Origin of the sequence: Bremerella cremea, assembly GCF_039541315.1 — a bacterium.
Classification (GTDB): Bacteria; Planctomycetota; Planctomycetia; order Pirellulales; family Pirellulaceae; genus Bremerella; species Bremerella cremea.
This window is the reverse complement of the sequence record NZ_BAABFZ010000003.1, coordinates 2,287,677-2,303,282: the sequence shown is the minus strand read 5'-3', so window position 1 is coordinate 2,303,282 and position 15,606 is coordinate 2,287,677. Positions and strand designations below refer to the sequence as shown.

The window sequence follows — 15,606 nt, the reverse complement described above, 5'->3', positions numbered from 1 at the left end:
GCCAAAATGACCATTCCTCACTAGTCCAACCTGAATCGCTCTTTCCATGTGCGAGGCCTCTTCGATGGTTCGTCCTTTGATCCTGTTTCCCGTTTTGGTGGCTCTCAGTGCGATTGTGGCCTTTGCAGAGACGCGGCATTGGACCGATGCCACCGGCCAGTTCCGGGTGGAAGCAGAGTTCGGCGGCTACGCTGAAGGGAACGTGACGCTGAATCGAACCGATGGCGAAAGCGTGACCGTCCCGATGTCGAAGCTCAGTCGAGCCGATCAGACCTGGGTACGAGCCCATCTGCGAGAAATGCGTGCCGGTGGCAACAAGCCGGCTCGAGGCGAATCAGGGACGAAGCCGACAGAAAGTTCCAGCAGCACGCCGACCGGGGACTGGCTTGCCTGGCGTGGACCTCTGGCAAACAACGTTGCTCTGGGACCGGCCGCTCCGGCAGCATGGACCGAGTCGCAGAATGTGCTGTGGAAAGTTCCCATCCCTGGTCGAGGACATTCGTCGCCGATCTTGATTGGGGACCGTATCTACCTCACTTCCGCCGACGAGAACCGCAAGACGACCGGAGTCTTCGCATTCGATAAGAACACCGGCGAAGTGGTCTGGCAAACGCCGGTGACCCAGGGAGGCTTTCAAACCGATCTGCACCCCAAGAATACGCACGCCACGTCGACGCTGGCCTCGAACGGCAAACAGTTGTTCGCGGTCTTCATCCAGAACAACTCTGTCCAGCTGATTGCTCTCGACCTGCAGGGCAAGATGCAGTGGCAAATCAACGCCGGACAGTTCAGCCCGCAAGAGTTCAAGTTCGGTTACGGACCTTCACCGATTCTGTACGAAGACATGGTGATCGTCGCGGGCGAATTTGAGAAAGGTTGGATCGCCGCGTTCTCGCAGAAAGATGGCAAGCCGCGCTGGAAGGTCCCACGGCCCGGCATCTCGTTCAGCACGCCGATCGTGGCCAAGGTCGCCGGCAAAGATCAGATGCTGATCAGCGGTTTGAACATGGTCTGCTCGTACGATCCCAAGACTGGCAAAGAGCTATGGTCCGCGCCAGGCACTTCCCGAGCCACGTGCGGCACGATTGTCTGGGATGGCGATACCATCTTCGCCAGTGGCGGTTATCCCGAGTCGCAAACCGTCGCGATCAAGGCGGATGGTTCCGGCGAAGTGCTATGGTCTAACCGTGACAAATGCTACGAACAATCGATGCTCGCTTATAACGGCTATCTCTACTCGAACACCGACGGCGGGATCCTGGTTTGCCGAGATGGCAAGACGGGCCAAGAGATGTGGAAGACCCGCATGGGTGGCGATGTGAGTTCGTCGCCGCTACTCAGTGGCGACAACATCTACTTCGGAAACGAGGCAGGCGATCTGTGGGTCGTGAAAGCGAATCCCCAGGCGTTCGAGGTCGTTTCGAAGAACAAGCTGGGGGACGAACTGTTCGCCACGCCGATCGTCAGTCAGGGCAAGCTGTACGCCCGGTTCGCCGACAGCTCGCAAGGGAAGCGGCAAGAGTATCTCATCTGTATCGGTGAACGCTAATCACCGAACCTAAGTCGGATCTACCGGCGAGTTCGCTTCGACCGGTTCGGCAGGTGCCGGAGTTTCACGCAACAGAACCCCTGGCAGCCAGCGGGTGAAGGGGATCAGCACGGCCAACGAAAGGCCTGCTTGATAGAGGTTGTGCTGGTAGAAGAAGAGCGGGGTGAAGTTCGTTCCATACAACGAATGAAACGTGATGCACTCGAGGATCGGCAATGCCGCGAGGGTCACCAGCAAGATACCCCAGCCAATCCAACGATCGCGAGCCCGTAAGACCGACACAGGCAGAAGCGTCGCAACCACGAGCACGCTCGTGAACGCGGCCAGAGCCATGGTGTCGCCGCCGATGATATCGGGCCAGTCTTTCAGCTGCCATTCGGTCAGCTCCGAGAGTTCTTTCAGCCAGGCGAACGTGAACGCCAGCAAGGTCACGCTGACCACCACTTCCCATAGTGCGAACCGAACTTGCCAGGTCGTCCGCACCGGGAGCATCGCATTGAGGCTTCCCAGCATCAGCGTCAGGATCGCCGATACCGACGTCGCTGTCGCCAGGCCGACAGAGAATGGTGTGGGATGGTAATCCAAGTGAACGATCGGCCCCACCAGCAAGCAGCTCACCGCGATCGTTCCCAGCAAACGGATCACGGCCGAAGCCGATCCCGCAGCCAGCCAAATCCCCAGCAGGCAGGCCCACGTGTAGGGAACGGTCATCAACAGCACCACCCGCGTTTGATATGTCTCGGTGTACATCAAACCGTATAGAACGAAATAGAGAGCTAAAAGCCAGATTATGGCGAGCCATTTCACGCGTAAATGAGTCCTTATCAATAGCCCTCGACAACATCAGCCGCAGGTACCCCAATCGTAGCAACCTGGGTGGGGAGTCGCCTTGATAGCGAGCCAAAACCACGCATGTTTGCTCACTTACCGGGTTCAACAGACTGGGAGGTTAGGGGGACTTGTTTTCAAGTTACGGTATGAATCAAACACGTAAACTGGCCGCTTGATAGCCATGATGAAAAAATCAGCATCGCTAAAGGTGCGTGCGAATTTGATCAGCAACAGTAATTCAAGCAGGCCCTAAATCGACATCTTCCGGTTTTTCAAAAGTGAAGTGGGAGTGGGAGTTACAGCGGGATCTCGGTAATCCACGGCAGGTATTGGCACATGTTTCGCGTAAGGCGTTCAATGCATTCAGAATGTGGACGTCATTTGCGCACAGCAGTCTCCGTGAAAGGATCTCGCGGAACTCTCCATTTCCTCTCCATCTCCAACGACTGGTTTAGGGAGACGAGCATGACCTCGTTCGTAGTCGCGTCCATCTTAACGATGGCCTCGATGGGGGCTTCCCCTGTCGAAACTCATGTTGTCGACCGGGTCGACCTCATCGAGATCAATCACTTGTACGACCTCCAGGGTCGTCTCGTCATCAATCAGCTCATTTTTTATCAATGGGACAGTGCTTCCCAACGCTTCCAGGTTCGAGCCTGGCGACTTCTGAAAACCGACGATCAGCTTCCCCGTAAGTCGTGGAATCAAGATCAGTACGTCTGTCATTGGAAAGACATGAACGTCCACCGGAAGGTCTACGCGAACAATATTCGCGAAACATGGACCACCCAGGATCCTGAGGTTCTCGAGCGGAATATGTTTCCGATCGAACATCGCAGCGAATTAAGCCAGCCTGAGAGCCTCTCGAAACAGCAGGTGGCGGTCGCGGCGGATGAATAACCTTTAGCCATCAAATCATCTTCGATGCCGGTAGGGGCAAACGCCGGATAGATTGAGCTGCCGCGGGGACTACAATGAGAAGGGCCTCTCACCCTTTCTCCCCCCAACGCAGCTTTTTTCATGTTCATTGCCTACGGACAACAGGGCCTGCGCATCGTCTCTGCCGATGGACGCAACTGGTCCGAGCCTATCACGGAAAAGAACAACTATTATTTCCGAGGTTGTCAGTTCGCTGACGGGCAATTCGTTGCCTTTGCAACCTATGGCGGCAAGATTCTGTTCTTCGCCTCGGCCGACGGCAAAAGCTGGGAGAAACTCAGCGAGAAAGATATCGACGGCCGTCTGCATGATATCGCTTATGGCAATGGTCGCTTCCTGGTGATTGGTGGCGACATGGATGGCCACTGGTCGATTGCCATGACCAGCAGCGATGGCAAAACCTGGGAAGGTCCCAACAAGTTCGACAAGCAACCGCTACTGTTGCGGGTCGCATTCGGCAACGAACAGTTTGTCGCGGTGGGCGTTAAAGGCCGCGTCGCGGTCAGTAAAGAAGGGACCGCCTGGCAAGACGCCAATCCGCTGCCGGAACTCGATACCTTTATCGACATCGCATATGGCAACGGTGTCTACGTCGGGGCAGGGCTGCACGGGCTGCGGATGACTAGCGAAGATGGTTTGACCTGGGGCAACCGTCAGGTTGGCCTTGAAGGGGAGCACATCAATTCGCTCATCTGGACTGGTGAACGCTTCGTCGGCGTGGGACTTGGCGCGACGTACTTCTCGAACGATGGCAAGACTTGGGAACGCGTCGAGAACGAGAACGCCCCCGAGACGTGTGCCTTCGGCAATGGCCTGTTTGTCGGTTCGGCCTGGAAGGGACGCATTCTGATTTCAGAAGACGCGATCCACTGGGAAGACCTGCTAAGGGCTCCGGAGCATGTCAATGGAATCACGTTCGGCGCGGTCTGATTCTCGCAGCGGTTACGACTTGCGCGGCAATGGCTTGGCGACGCGAAAGACGGTTGGGCTACCGTTCGGGGAACTATCGCAAACCAGCACCACGTCGAAGTAGCCAACTCCTTCTTCGACCAGACCCAGACCTTCCGGTTTCGCTCCGACATGCGGTAGCGGAACTTCCCCTAAAAGTATCGGCACGTCATCCGCCCGGCGGTCGTGCCCGGCAATCGCATCGTTGCCATTCCAAAAGTAGACGGCATACGCGAGAGGCTCGTCACGCATCGGCCCGGCCAGAATCAACAGGCCTTCAGCGGTCTGCAACAGATCGCGAACCCCGCGGCCACCAAGTTGGACGAATAAGGTCTTGGCCTTCTCTGGCTTGTCGAAGTCGAGCTTCAAGATCGGAACCCATCCTTCGCGTAAGATGGGGCCTCGAAAGCCGACCACTAGATCGTCTCCCTGGGCGGCGAGCCCTTCCAGGTCGATGCCGTTCTCCTTGCTCGGAATTTCGAGAAACGGAGCGAGGACCGAACTGGCCTGGATCGCTTCGATCAGGTCGCACGGTTTCACCTTCTTGGCGAACTGGCCGTTGCCCTGGTAATCGATTTCATACAAACCCTGGCGACCTGGCTGGTTGTCGCGCTGAAAGAGTCGTTTGCGGTTGGTGTTCTGGCTGAGGGAAGGATCGAGGAGAGGACGCTTCTTCGAGTGCGATCCAAGGACATAGATGCGGCCTCGGCTGTAGGCGAGCCCTTCGATGTCGAACTCGTTCTCTCCTTTTTTAAGCTGCCCCGTCAAATCGATCTCGTTGAACGTCTCATATTCACCAGGCGACCGCCGCTGAAGGATTTGAACGGTCGCTCCCTCGTCACCTGCGATCGCGACAAACTGGCCGTTTTCTAATACGGCGATCGCGCTGATGTCGGCCCCGTTTTCGATCTTGCCATGAAACGTCCAAAGTGCTCGTTGCTGCATCGTCTGGCCTCTTTTCAAACGGTGACTGGCAACCGGATAGGTGATGGGCGTGCCCCAAGATTCTAGAGGCTGGGCATGCCATGCTTCAAATTAAATTAGAGCTGGAAGGATCACACGCGGGCTAGAACTCTTCGCGCTGCTCGATCTCTTCTTCATAGCGATGCGACAAAGTCACCGCAGTCCAAGCGAGGCCACAGAAGTACACCAGAAAGAAGAGGCACGCGACCCCTTGGGCCCAGTAGGGAAGGGGCAGCGTCACCAGGCCGTAAATAAACAGCACGCCGAAAGCGATGATCGGCAGCAGAATCAGTTGCGCGGTGCGCTCACCATAGGTGCGAGGACGGAGGAAGAAGCCGCGGCCAACACGATAAACGAACCGGCCGAAGACGAACGGCGCCCCGAACATGTATTCTTCCGCGTCGGTTTCTACATCGTCCCAGTCAACCACTTGCTTCACTCCACTCGAAATCGCCGATTGCTGCTCGCTATTGTATTCGAGGCGACACCGGAAATCTTTCCAGAGGTTTCGCCCGACCGCAGAAAGTTTTCCGATCCCGGCGCGTCATTTGCTTTTGATAGGTCATACGCTGCATTCCTATTTCTCATTCCCGTAAAAGGGAGATGTCCGTCACTATGGCTTCATTTCTACCGATAATTTCGTTATTTCTGGTCGTTGTCATCTCACTAATGGTCGTTCGCGTCGCGACGGTCGCTTTGGTGCTGACTGGGCTATCTCACCAATTAGCTCAATTTCAAGCCCGATCTGCCTTCACGGGCGCTGGCTTCACGACGTCAGAATCGGACCGCGTGACACAGCATCCCGTTCGTCGGAAGATCATCATGTTGCTGATGTTGTTGGGTAACGCCGGGATCGTGACAGCCGTGAGTTCGTTGATGCTCTCGTTTGTGAATACCGGAGAACAACAATCGGTAAGCATCTGGATTCGCTTAGGAATGTTGTTCGTCGGCATTGCGGTGCTGTGGACCGCCACGCAAAGTCAGTGGGTCGATCATCGATTGAACCGAATGGTGGAATGGGCCCTGCGGCGTTGGACCGATCTCGAGGTTCGCGACTACTCGAACCTGCTGCACCTCGGACATGGCTACAGTGTTGTTGAGATGGAAGTCGAAGCAAACGATTGGCTCGCTGAACGCGAACTCGCGTCGCTGCGACTCTCGGAGGAAGGGGTCTTGGTCTTAGGGATCGAACGCCCAGGCGCGGTATATGTCGGTGCCCCGCGCGGTTTCACCAAACTGAAGCCAGGAGACACCGTCATCATGTATGGCCAACGCGACGTGCTAAGCAATCTCGACGAACGTCGCGCCGGTTCGACAGGTAACTGGGATCACCACAAAGCCGTCGACAAGCAACTGCAGCTTCAGCGCGAACAGAAAGAGGAAGAGAACCAGCAGGTCGAAAGCCCGGATGCCGTCGTCAGCTAAATAGGTGAAAGTGACCAAGGCCATCGGATTCGTTGTCCGCGTTACAGGATAGGGAATCTTGCTTCTTCCGGTGCCAATGAGCGTGCATGTCATCGGGGTTGGGGACGTGTGGTTACTGATTCTTCCCAGGAGTCACGCAACCTAACCATCGATCGATCCGCCGGACCAGTCGGACGAATCAGGAGGCTAAAAGCGGGCGGGAATCGAACTTCGTCGCTAGAATACGCACGGGTAGCGAACGTTCGAGTGAGGTCCCCGATGGAGATAAACCGCTGGATCGGAGGCGTGCTGGTCGCCTGCCTCTTCAGTTACATCAGCACGTACATCGTGATGTCGCGACTTGGGATGCAGCGAGCCGCGGCGATCGATTCCGAGGTTTACTTTTTCGTCGAACCGAAGAACGCCTCGGCCGAGCAACGCCATCTGGTTTGCTGCGATCTGTTTGCCCCTTGCATCACCATCGATCGCTGGCTGGGAAGTCGCTTCATCCCAGCGGCATGTCCGAGGCTTCGCCTTTCTCGCGCAGGCTAGATTTTGTTTGGCAGTTGCGAGATGTATCGCAGGAAGTGCGATTCCAACTGATCGAGGTCGCGGCCGAAGGCGGCTTGAAAATCGGAGACTCGCTGCTCTTTGGTGTAGTCTTCCGATCCGGAACGTTGCGATACCGTCTTGATATAGGCGGCGAATTCACGCGGTCTCGTTTCGATTAAATAGAACACCAATGCCCACCCTTCGCCGTACGCCGTGCTGGGGCGTTTGTAGAAAGCATCGTCCGACGCGATGAACTGCTCCAGCGAGTTCGCTGGCCGCTGCGACTTGTTGAACTGCAGGAACTCGACCATGCGAGTCTTGTTCACGCGATCGCCGAAGCGAGCATGGTTCTGCGAATCCCAGACGCCTGGGGCCTCGAACATGGTGGCCAGTCCCTCAACCAGCCACTTCGGCTGCGGAGCATAGCGACTATGGATGCCGGTGTTGAAAGCCGTTTGGTGGGTCGCCTCGTGGATGACGGTCGACATGTTCTCGTCCCACAACGCCTGGTTACTGTGATTGCCGTGGGTCATGTCGTACAAGGCGACCCGGTTGGTTCGTGACGAGTAGTAGCCCACGATCCCGGGCGAAACCCGCATCCCTTCGTTCGCCGCATACTGCTGATAGGCCTGGAAGGTTGGAAAGACGATCGCGACCAGTGGAAACTCAGGCCGCTGAGGATGAATCCCACGGGCAGTGAAGTAGTGATGGAACGAGCGATAAAGCTTCTCGAAATTGCCAGCCCACTGATCTTTGGTGCCAGCGGGGTGAACCACGAGGTAGCTGCCTGTCCCGGTCACGTCGTAGCCCTTGCCGAACTCGGCGAGCAGTTCGCCGCGCATCTCTCCCTGGGAAGCAGGGCGGAAGGGAGTTCCTAATTTCGAGTAGTTCGATGCAGTTTTCGGGTCGAAGTCCCACATCTGTCCATCACGGCCCAGCATGATGACCCGGTTTTCTGAGGCCAGCACCGGGGTCGCCTGGATCGTCTGATTGCGCAGATCGAGCTGGATCATCACCGGGTAGGTGGTGCCTTGCCCCTCTGCCAATGATGTGTAAAATCGCGTAAAATGGGCAAAACTCAAAATCAGCCCAAGGGCCACATATCTAAGGAACTTCATAGCATTTTCAGGGGTTAGACTACGAAGGAGTCGAAAGAACCTTAAAAGCTTAGGTTACGTCCGGGAAAAATACCCTGCGAATGAGGGGGAAAGTTTCTCAGAATTCCCTGGTAACTATCCCCGACTATCCCTAGAATGAACGCTCACCTCATCTCCCTTAGTCTCGTTTTTCATAGCTGAACACCCTATCCATGGCCGCGCTTCGAACCGTTGTATGGGTTGGCTTGGCGTTTGCGCTGGTTTGCCCTGCGTTGGCACAAGACTCGGATCCGAGTCTGTCCGAGCAGGTGGCTGCCTGGTCGCGTCGTCTCGATTCCGACACTCTCGAGGAACGTGAACGCGCCGAGCAAAAGATTCTCGACCTGGGTCACAAGGCTCTCGACCATCTGCCGATGGTGGAACCGTCGACTCCGGCCGAGACCAAAGCTCGGTTGCAGCGTATTCGCACGATCCTCGAAAAGGCACGCGCTGACAACGCTGCCAAAGCATCGCACATCACGTTGTCGGTGAAGGATGTGCCGCTGACCGATGTCTTGGGTGCCATTGAAGAACAAACCGAAAACAAGTTGATCGATTACCGTTCCAACTTTGGCCAACGGGCTGATCAGTCAAAGGTGACCGTCGAGTGGGACAACGTTCCATTCTGGGAAGCGGTCGATCAACTGTTCACCGAAAACAGTCTTGAGGCCTACCACTACGCCGGTCAGCCCAACGTGCTGGCATTTGTCGCACGAGCGAGTGGTAGCGGCAAGCCAAACCCGCTGATCCGCGTCAGCGAGATCTTTCGTTTTCAACCAACACGTATTGAATCGTTCATGGACCTGACCGGCGCCGATCAGCGTGGAACATACATGAATCTGCAGGTTGCCTGGGAACCTCGCGTCGAGCCGATTGTCATCAAGTTACCTCTCGATCAGTTGACCATCGAAGACGAAGCCGGGAAAAGCCTGGTTGCGGGTGACGATCAGGCTGGATCGCTCGATACCGAAGTTCTGCAAGGCGTATCGGCCGTCGACATTCAGTTGCCGCTGGGTGGCGTCGATCGTAAGTCGCAGAAGATTGCCAAGCTGAAAGGTGAGATGATCGCCTTGATGCCAGGCCGCGTAGAAACGTTCATGTTCGACAAGCTCGATACGGCTCGGAATGTCAAAGACACCCGGGGAGCGATTGAAGTCGTACTGGAAGCTTTCCGCCAGAACGGTGATATCTGGGAGGCAAGCATTCTGCTGCGTGTGCTGAACGAGCAAGGGGCGCTCGAGTCGCATCGTGGCTGGGTTTACAACAATGAAGCATACTTGCAGGGACCCAATGGCGAACGGATTGATTTCGCCGGGTTCGAAGAGACCTACCGCGATGTCGATACCGTGGGAATGTCTTACAAGTTTGTCCTGGAACGCGACCCGACCGAAGTCCAGTTCGTGTACCGTTCCCCCGCATCGATCATTTCGCTGCCTGTATCGTTTGAGCTGACAGACATTCCACTGCCGTAACTCCCACGGAAAGCAACCTGGCGGACCTTTCCCGCGGAAGGCACCGGAAACGAAAGAACTGAAAGCAAGCCATGTCATCAAAACCTTGGATCGGATCGCCGACCTTCATTCTGGTGATGATCTGTTTGATCGTCTTGCCAGAGGCCGCCAATGAATGGTCGCTCTCAGGGGATTTCGAATCCTCTTCAGGACCTTACCTGCCGGAAGAAACGTTGATCCATCCCAAGACTGGTGCCATGGTGGTTGCCAGCGTCAACGACATACCAATCTACGACGTCGAGATCGAACGCTATCTGCAGCGGTTGAACGTATTCGAAGATCTTCCGGAAGCGACGCTTCAGGTCTATCGCTCGACCGTCATGTCGCAGTTAGTCCGCCGCCAGGTGATTCTTTCGTACCTGCAGACCACCGAATTTCGCGCCAGCGAACAAGAGATCGATCTGGCGATTGCTGAAGTGAAGAACGCCCTGAATGCTCGGGGCAAGACGCTCGATCAGTTCCTGCTTGAAGGCAAGGCGGACCTTTCGATGCTGCGGCGCAACCTGGCCTGGAAACTGGTCTGGTCGCGTTATCTCGAAAGCTACCTGACCGAAGCCAACCTTCGTCGCTACTACGAACGCAACTACGAACGTTTCGACGGCACCACGCGTCGCGTATCGCAGGTCTACTTCGGGGATCCTTCCGATCCGAAATTCGATTGGGACGTTGCCTTCCGTGAAGCGGTCTTCCTGCGTGATCGTATCCAGCAAGGGCAGATCACCTTCGAGCAAGCCGTTCGCGAGTACTCGCAGTCGCCGAGCAAAGATGACGACGGAGCCATGGGCTGGATCAAGCATCATGGTCCGCTCGATCCGCGTATCCACGAAGCATCGTTTGCCCGACCGGTTGGCGAAATGGTTGGCCCGATCCAGACGAAATTCGGCATTCACTTGCTGAAGGTGCACGAAGAGAAGCGAGGCGATCGCGACTGGAAAGACATGGAAGCCGAAATCCGCCATGCTGCCGCCGCGTTCCTGTTCGCCCACGTGGCGGACCGGCACATCTCGGACGCCAGCGTTTACTACTTCGGTGAAGAGGAAGGTTCAGAGATCGATCCAACCTTCGTCCGTCGATTCAGTGACGAGTTCATCTCGCCTTAGTCGCTGGCCCTTTGATCTACTTGGCTGGCGGCTCGACCCACTGGCCATCGCGGAACAGGCACTTCTTCGGATCGTAAGGAGTAGCCTTCTCGAGCGACAGAACCGGCAACGGCTTCTGAAACGAACCATCCAGGAAGAAGCCCCACTGCGGCTGCAGCGTCTTGGCCGACTGACTTGAAGAAAGCTCGAGTTCTGCCGCGACCAGTTTCTGCAGCATGTAAGCCGGAATGGCTCCTTGTTCGCATCCTGGACAAGTCCCTTGAATCAGAGCCATGCAGTCGTCCCAGGTAATCTTCTTCGTGCCGCTTCGTAGGGCACTCTTGATTTCATCTCGCTGAAGTTGCTGCCGAGCGTCGGCTCGATCGCCGCGGCGTAGCAGTTGCAGGGCATGAATCGCGTCGTTGCGTGCGGTGTCGTCGACGACCGCCCCAGAAGCTTCTTCCTGCTGATTGCCGTCGAGCAGCGAGGCGTCGTGGATCGGATCGATCAGGAACGCCAATGCTCGAAGCTGCTTGATTCCCTGGGCTCCGTCCGCAAGAGGTGCCATGCCAAGCATCGCACTGCGGCCTTCCTTTTCAGGATCCAAGTAAGCTGCAATCAGGAACAAACGCTTAGCCGTCTCGACCGCTTCCGGATCGGAAGTCTTGGTGACCAACTCTTCGGCATACTCGCGATACGCCTTCGGATTGTCAGGCGAAAGCTGCGAAAGCCGCGTCGGATTGACTGGCTGCAGCAGTAGTTCAATTTCGTTGCGGCGAATCTGACGATGCAGTTCGTCGCCGTCCGGCGTCGTCACGCGCAGCCGGATCGTTACGTCGTCCGACGCTTCCACGAAACCGACCAGCGGCTGAGCTTGCCCCTTCAGATAAATCACGGCTCCATCGACCGGAACGCCCACCAGGCCCCAGATCAGCAGCGACCCGGAAAGTGCTTGTGCCGTTCGGCGAAGCCAACTCCAAGCTTTCATACCGAACCTCCCGTCAGTTCCCAGAACTTGATCAGGGCCATCTCGCCGTTTCGTAGTTGGGCGAGCAAACTGGGTGCGTTGGCATCCTGCTGATCGAGCTTCTGCAAGATGTCGTTCAACTGACTTTGTAGCTGAGGAACTTGCTTGCTGTGGCGAAGGACCATCAACTGCAGCCACAAACGCTGCCGCGCCGCCATACGAGCGATTGGCGAGTTGGTCAGGTAATCGTAGGCCAACTCGCGTCGCTTAAGATCTTGGAAACGAGCGGTCTCGGCATCGGTTAGCGTCATCGCTTCCAGTTCAGACTTTTCCGCTTCAATCAACTGAGCAGCGATCGCATCCGGCAAGTTGGCTTGGGCCAGCAGTTCATCAGGAACACCCTGCAGACGAGCATGGAACCGGTAGTAATCGATCATGGCCTCGGCCAGGTTGTTGGCCATCTGCGGCGAGAACTCTTCGCCGGAAGTGGACTGGCTGCCGAGGCCTGCCAGCGCACTTTGCAGCAGCTTTTCACGCAGTTCGTCGCGGGCCGTTCGCACGTTGTTGATGACGATCGTCTCGCCGACCAGCACGCTTACTACTTCCTGCATGTCGTCGGCAGCTCGCCGGGCGGAATGGACCTGGTCGGCAATGGCGAGCTTCAGCGTGCTCCAGTGGGCGAATGCCCGCAGCCCGCTTTGGATCTGGCTTTGTTCGGCCCGCGGCTTGGGTGCGAGAATGTAGTCGGCCAACTGCGAAGCGACCTTGTAGTCAACGTCTTCGACATCGCCAGACATCGTGCAAAGGTCGCGGTAGGTATCAATGCGGCCTAAAGGGTTTGTGGCCCGTTGTAGCCGGCCTATCTGAGCTTCAATCTTCGATTGCAGGGCGAGTGGATTGGCGGAAGGAGAATTGGTGGTGGGTGCTGGCGGCTCAGTCACTTCAGCGGCGCCTTGCTTCGAGGCGGTCTCGAAGATTCGCTGGCCCATTTCTCCCTGGCTGGCCGCGTGCCCGAGCACCCCCAGGAAGCCAAGCTGCGAAAGCTCTTCGGCCAACTGAGGTGTTGAGATGTCGTCGCGAACCTTCCAGTCGTAGTTGCCAGACCGCCGCGAGAACATGCGATACATTTCGCCATCACGGGCCATGAAACTATCGAGACCCAACTCGGTTCGCACCAAGGCAACGGCCTGGGCTGGTTCGTCGGCGTCGAGTCCGCGATTGATCCGCCGGGCGAAAAGTCCGGCCACTTGTCGCTGGATGTTGCGATCCTTAAGCGAGTGCTCGAACGCGTCCAACAGCGGCAGCATCAGTTCCGCCTTCTGGGCCGAGACCACACGCTGCACGACCGGCTGATACGAGTCCCAACCTGAGGTCATTTTGCTGACAATGTCTGCGACTAGTGTGCTGTCCTTGGCCACGACCTGATCGGTGGGCAGATAGCTTTGAGCGGTACTCGAAAGAGTCGCATGTAGCTGCGCGGCTTCGTTAGCGTTCGATGCGGCGAGCTCACGAATCTTGCGGTATTGGTCGCGAATCATCTCGCTCATGGTCAGCTCGGTCGGATTGGCAGAGCCGGTAAAGCTGACGCCAAGTCGTTGCTCCAGCAGATCGAGCAGCTTCCTTTTGCGATCTTCCGGCAGGCCTGGCTGCTCGGCCGCGGTCACGGTGATGTAGGCCTTCTCCATCATCTGCGAGACAGGCGTCCCGCCCGTGATTGGCGAATCTTCCAACGAGATATCTTCGGTCAACGTTTCCGCGATGGCATCGATCGCGGCGTCGTTCGGTTCGTCGTGAATCAGGCCCGCAATCGCCTCTCGGATCGACTTGCGGTCTTCCCCTTGTCGGGCCAAAGAAGTCGCGATCATCTGCGGAAGCAAGGCCCGATAGGCGGTCGCACGCTTGCTGGCGTCTTGCGTGCAAATGGCCGTCAACCGCGGCTGAAGCGACGTCTCGGTTTGATAAACTTCCAGCAGATCGAGGGCCAGCGGTTCGCTCCACCACGGCTGGCGTCCCCAGGCCACTTCCTCGGTCTTGGTTTCGACGTCCGGATCGTGTTCGATCGCTTCGTCGGGGAGCGTTGTGTTCGAGTTGTGAGCGAGCCGGTTCGGTCCGGTCGTTCCTTTCGGCGGTACCGAGCCGAGGTAAATCGCGTAGCCCCCACCAAAGATCAGCAGGGCAAAGAACGCCCCAAAGATCAATGCGACCTGGCGTTGCCCTCGGTTCTGCTTGCGGGTGAAGTCGACGACACGGCTCTCGATCAGTTCCTGGCAGGTCTCTTGATCGAGTCCCCACTGGTCTCCTTCGGCCAGAAGTCGCTGGCGATTTTGAATTGACAGGAACTGCTGCTCGAACATCAACTCGTCGACCAGCGTGCGGATGTGCGACTCGGCCTGTTCCACGGTGACCAGCCGCAGCTCTTCTTCCTGGATCACTTCCCGCAGCGTACTCCACGCCAGGTCGTGCGGCAGGCCGTGCATGTCGATGCCGATCTGCGCCAATTGCTGGGCGAGGCTCGAAAGCACGATGCCGTGGTTCACGTTTTCCAGCTTTTCGTGGACGAACTGGCGGAACGAAGTGGCTCGCTGCTGATTCTTCGTTTCTGATTCATGCTTTTCAGTTTGCCGCTGAAGCGAAGCAAGCGCGGCGTCGCGTTCCTCTTCGGTCATCCCGAGGTCGGCTGCGACCTGGGCGATCATGATGCGGGTCAGCGAGTTGACGCCTCCTTGGCCAGCAATGATCGTGGCGGCACGCTGCTGAAAGGTGGTGATCGTTTCTTCCTGGACCTGCTTCTGATGCTGGTCCTCTGGCTCTTCGATCGCGGAAGCAACTTCGTAGCCTTCTTCCTCGGCGACTTCCAGCAGCAGGTCGCGGGCCAGCACCTGGCTGAGGCCAAGCTTGCTGGTTCCTTCGCGAATCAGTTTCACTTCGCGACGTTCGTTGACGCGTTTCGTCGGCAGGGCCTCGAATGCTTTCCGCAGGTAATGCTTGTAGAGCCGACTTGGGGATTGGCGTTTCTTCTTCTCCGCCTTTTCCTGAGCGGCTGCTTCTTGCTCTGCCTCGGTTGGCGTGTCATCTGGTTCAGCCGGTGGAGCCGGATTGAAGTCAGCCGCATTGATGCGACTGTAAAGCTTCCCGCGAATCGGCGGCGGGATCAGCATCTGATCGGCCAGGAAGTTGATTCGAGCCAACGCTTGATCGGTCCAACCTCTCTCGGCGGTGAGCACCAGTCGCGATTGCCGCACGAAGTGAAACAGGTCGGCGGGGCGGATCTCGGGAAACTCGCTTTCGTCGTCGGGCAGTGGCGTGACCAGTGCCTGATCGTCAACGCCAGGTTCTTCCACCGGATCGTCCGACAAAATCTCGGGCGTCAGATACTCGTCTGCTGGGGGCTCTTCCGGTGACGTCTGCGGAGGTGTTGGTGGTGCGGCCGGAGGAACTGCAGCGGGAGGTGGCGTAGCGGCAGGCGGCGTAGCGGCAGGCGGCGACGTAGGTGGCTTGGCCTGCGAGGCCCGACCGTCGTACAGCAGGACCATCGCTTGCTGGTATTCGTCGCGGCTCAATCCGAATTGATAGGCCAGCGTGGTCAGGGCAGCCGGATCGAGTCCCCCGCGCGAGGCTAGAAAGGCCTCGGCCTCGCGAACGAATGCATCGATTCGTTGCGAGTTGTGTTCTTCGTGGGGTGATGGGGACGAGCCGTGCGCCATTCCATTCGACGTGTAGAGATTCG

General features: G+C 57.2%; 13 protein-coding genes. 7 read left to right on the top strand and 6 right to left on the bottom strand.

Annotation, left to right across the window (positions count from 1 at the left end):
- Positions 1–64 precede the first annotated feature (64 nt).
- Positions 65–1,549: an outer membrane protein assembly factor BamB family protein gene (locus ABD890_RS11535; RefSeq protein ID WP_345089021.1), complete on the top strand. Its 1,485-nt coding sequence runs from the start codon at positions 65–67 to the stop codon at positions 1,547–1,549.
- Positions 1,550–1,558: 9 nt separating this feature from the next.
- On the opposite strand, the gene ABD890_RS11530 is transcribed toward ABD890_RS11535, so the two are convergent.
- Positions 1,559–2,356, bottom strand: a complete 798-nt coding sequence (locus ABD890_RS11530; RefSeq protein ID WP_345089018.1) for a hypothetical protein — start codon at positions 2,354–2,356, stop codon at positions 1,559–1,561.
- A 489-nt stretch (positions 2,357–2,845) separates the two neighbouring features.
- Between ABD890_RS11530 and ABD890_RS11525 the strand changes: the two genes are divergently transcribed.
- Together ABD890_RS11525 and ABD890_RS11520 are read left to right on the top strand one after the other, a co-directional pair.
- Positions 2,846–3,280 (top strand): hypothetical protein, encoded by a 435-nt coding sequence (locus ABD890_RS11525; RefSeq protein ID WP_345089015.1) that lies wholly within the window; start codon positions 2,846–2,848, stop codon positions 3,278–3,280.
- A gap of 120 nt (positions 3,281–3,400) precedes the next feature.
- Positions 3,401–4,249 (top strand): WD40/YVTN/BNR-like repeat-containing protein, encoded by an 849-nt coding sequence (locus ABD890_RS11520; RefSeq protein WP_345089012.1) that lies wholly within the window; start codon positions 3,401–3,403, stop codon positions 4,247–4,249.
- Positions 4,250–4,261: 12 nt separating this feature from the next.
- On the opposite strand, the gene ABD890_RS11515 is transcribed toward ABD890_RS11520, so the two are convergent.
- Both ABD890_RS11515 and ABD890_RS11510 read right to left on the bottom strand, forming a co-directional pair.
- On the bottom strand, positions 4,262–5,212 hold the full coding sequence (locus ABD890_RS11515; RefSeq protein WP_345089009.1) for a DUF3616 domain-containing protein: 951 nt from the start codon (positions 5,210–5,212) through the stop codon (positions 4,262–4,264).
- Positions 5,213–5,333: 121 nt separating this feature from the next.
- A complete protein-coding gene (locus tag ABD890_RS11510; RefSeq protein WP_345089006.1) occupies positions 5,334–5,660 on the bottom strand; it encodes a hypothetical protein in 327 nt (108 codons plus the stop codon).
- Positions 5,661–6,019: 359 nt separating this feature from the next.
- Here ABD890_RS11510 and ABD890_RS11505 point away from each other — a divergent pair, with 359 nt between their 5' ends.
- Together ABD890_RS11505 and ABD890_RS11500 are read left to right on the top strand one after the other, a co-directional pair.
- Positions 6,020–6,655 carry a TrkA C-terminal domain-containing protein gene (locus ABD890_RS11505; protein WP_345089003.1) on the top strand — a complete coding sequence of 212 codons (636 nt, stop codon included), beginning with the start codon at positions 6,020–6,022 and terminating at the stop codon, positions 6,653–6,655.
- Between the two features lie 258 nt (positions 6,656–6,913).
- Positions 6,914–7,186 carry a hypothetical protein gene (locus tag ABD890_RS11500; RefSeq protein WP_345089000.1) on the top strand — a complete coding sequence of 91 codons (273 nt, stop codon included), beginning with the start codon at positions 6,914–6,916 and terminating at the stop codon, positions 7,184–7,186.
- On the opposite strand, the gene ABD890_RS11495 is transcribed toward ABD890_RS11500, so the two are convergent.
- Positions 7,183–8,304 carry a DUF1570 domain-containing protein gene (locus ABD890_RS11495; RefSeq protein WP_345088997.1) on the bottom strand — a complete coding sequence of 374 codons (1,122 nt, stop codon included), beginning with the start codon at positions 8,302–8,304 and terminating at the stop codon, positions 7,183–7,185. The two genes, ABD890_RS11500 and ABD890_RS11495, sit on opposite strands and share 4 nt — an antisense overlap.
- A 191-nt stretch (positions 8,305–8,495) precedes the next feature.
- Here ABD890_RS11495 and ABD890_RS11490 point away from each other — a divergent pair, with 191 nt between their 5' ends.
- Both ABD890_RS11490 and ABD890_RS11485 read left to right on the top strand, forming a co-directional pair.
- Positions 8,496–9,794, top strand: coding sequence for a hypothetical protein (locus tag ABD890_RS11490; RefSeq protein ID WP_345088994.1), 1,299 nt, complete (start codon positions 8,496–8,498; stop codon positions 9,792–9,794).
- 71 nt (positions 9,795–9,865) lie between these two features.
- Entirely contained in the window at positions 9,866–10,933 is a 1,068-nt protein-coding gene (locus ABD890_RS11485; RefSeq protein ID WP_345088991.1) for a peptidylprolyl isomerase, read from the top strand.
- Between the two features lie 16 nt (positions 10,934–10,949).
- On the opposite strand, the gene ABD890_RS11480 is transcribed toward ABD890_RS11485, so the two are convergent.
- Together ABD890_RS11480 and ABD890_RS11475 are read right to left on the bottom strand one after the other, a co-directional pair.
- Positions 10,950–11,900 carry a hypothetical protein gene (locus tag ABD890_RS11480; protein WP_345088987.1) on the bottom strand — a complete coding sequence of 317 codons (951 nt, stop codon included), beginning with the start codon at positions 11,898–11,900 and terminating at the stop codon, positions 10,950–10,952.
- On the bottom strand, positions 11,897–15,583 hold the full coding sequence (locus tag ABD890_RS11475; RefSeq protein ID WP_345088984.1) for a hypothetical protein: 3,687 nt from the start codon (positions 15,581–15,583) through the stop codon (positions 11,897–11,899). The genes ABD890_RS11480 and ABD890_RS11475 overlap by 4 nt, the downstream gene beginning before the upstream one ends.
- Positions 15,584–15,606: the final 23 nt, after the last annotated feature.

Coding starts and splice junctions, on each gene's coding strand:
- ABD890_RS11535 (WP_345089021.1), top strand. CDS start 65: ATGGTTCGTCCTTTGATCCTGTTTCCCGTTTTGGTGGCTCTCAGTGCG.
- ABD890_RS11525 (WP_345089015.1), top strand. CDS start 2,846: ATGACCTCGTTCGTAGTCGCGTCCATCTTAACGATGGCCTCGATGGGG.
- ABD890_RS11520 (WP_345089012.1), top strand. CDS start 3,401: ATGTTCATTGCCTACGGACAACAGGGCCTGCGCATCGTCTCTGCCGAT.
- ABD890_RS11515 (WP_345089009.1), bottom strand. CDS start 5,212: ATGCAGCAACGAGCACTTTGGACGTTTCATGGCAAGATCGAAAACGGG.
- ABD890_RS11500 (WP_345089000.1), top strand. CDS start 6,914: ATGGAGATAAACCGCTGGATCGGAGGCGTGCTGGTCGCCTGCCTCTTC.
- ABD890_RS11495 (WP_345088997.1), bottom strand. CDS start 8,304: ATGAAGTTCCTTAGATATGTGGCCCTTGGGCTGATTTTGAGTTTTGCC.
- ABD890_RS11490 (WP_345088994.1), top strand. CDS start 8,496: ATGGCCGCGCTTCGAACCGTTGTATGGGTTGGCTTGGCGTTTGCGCTG.
- ABD890_RS11485 (WP_345088991.1), top strand. CDS start 9,866: ATGTCATCAAAACCTTGGATCGGATCGCCGACCTTCATTCTGGTGATG.
- ABD890_RS11480 (WP_345088987.1), bottom strand. CDS start 11,900: ATGAAAGCTTGGAGTTGGCTTCGCCGAACGGCACAAGCACTTTCCGGG.
- ABD890_RS11475 (WP_345088984.1), bottom strand. CDS start 15,583: ATGGCGCACGGCTCGTCCCCATCACCCCACGAAGAACACAACTCGCAA.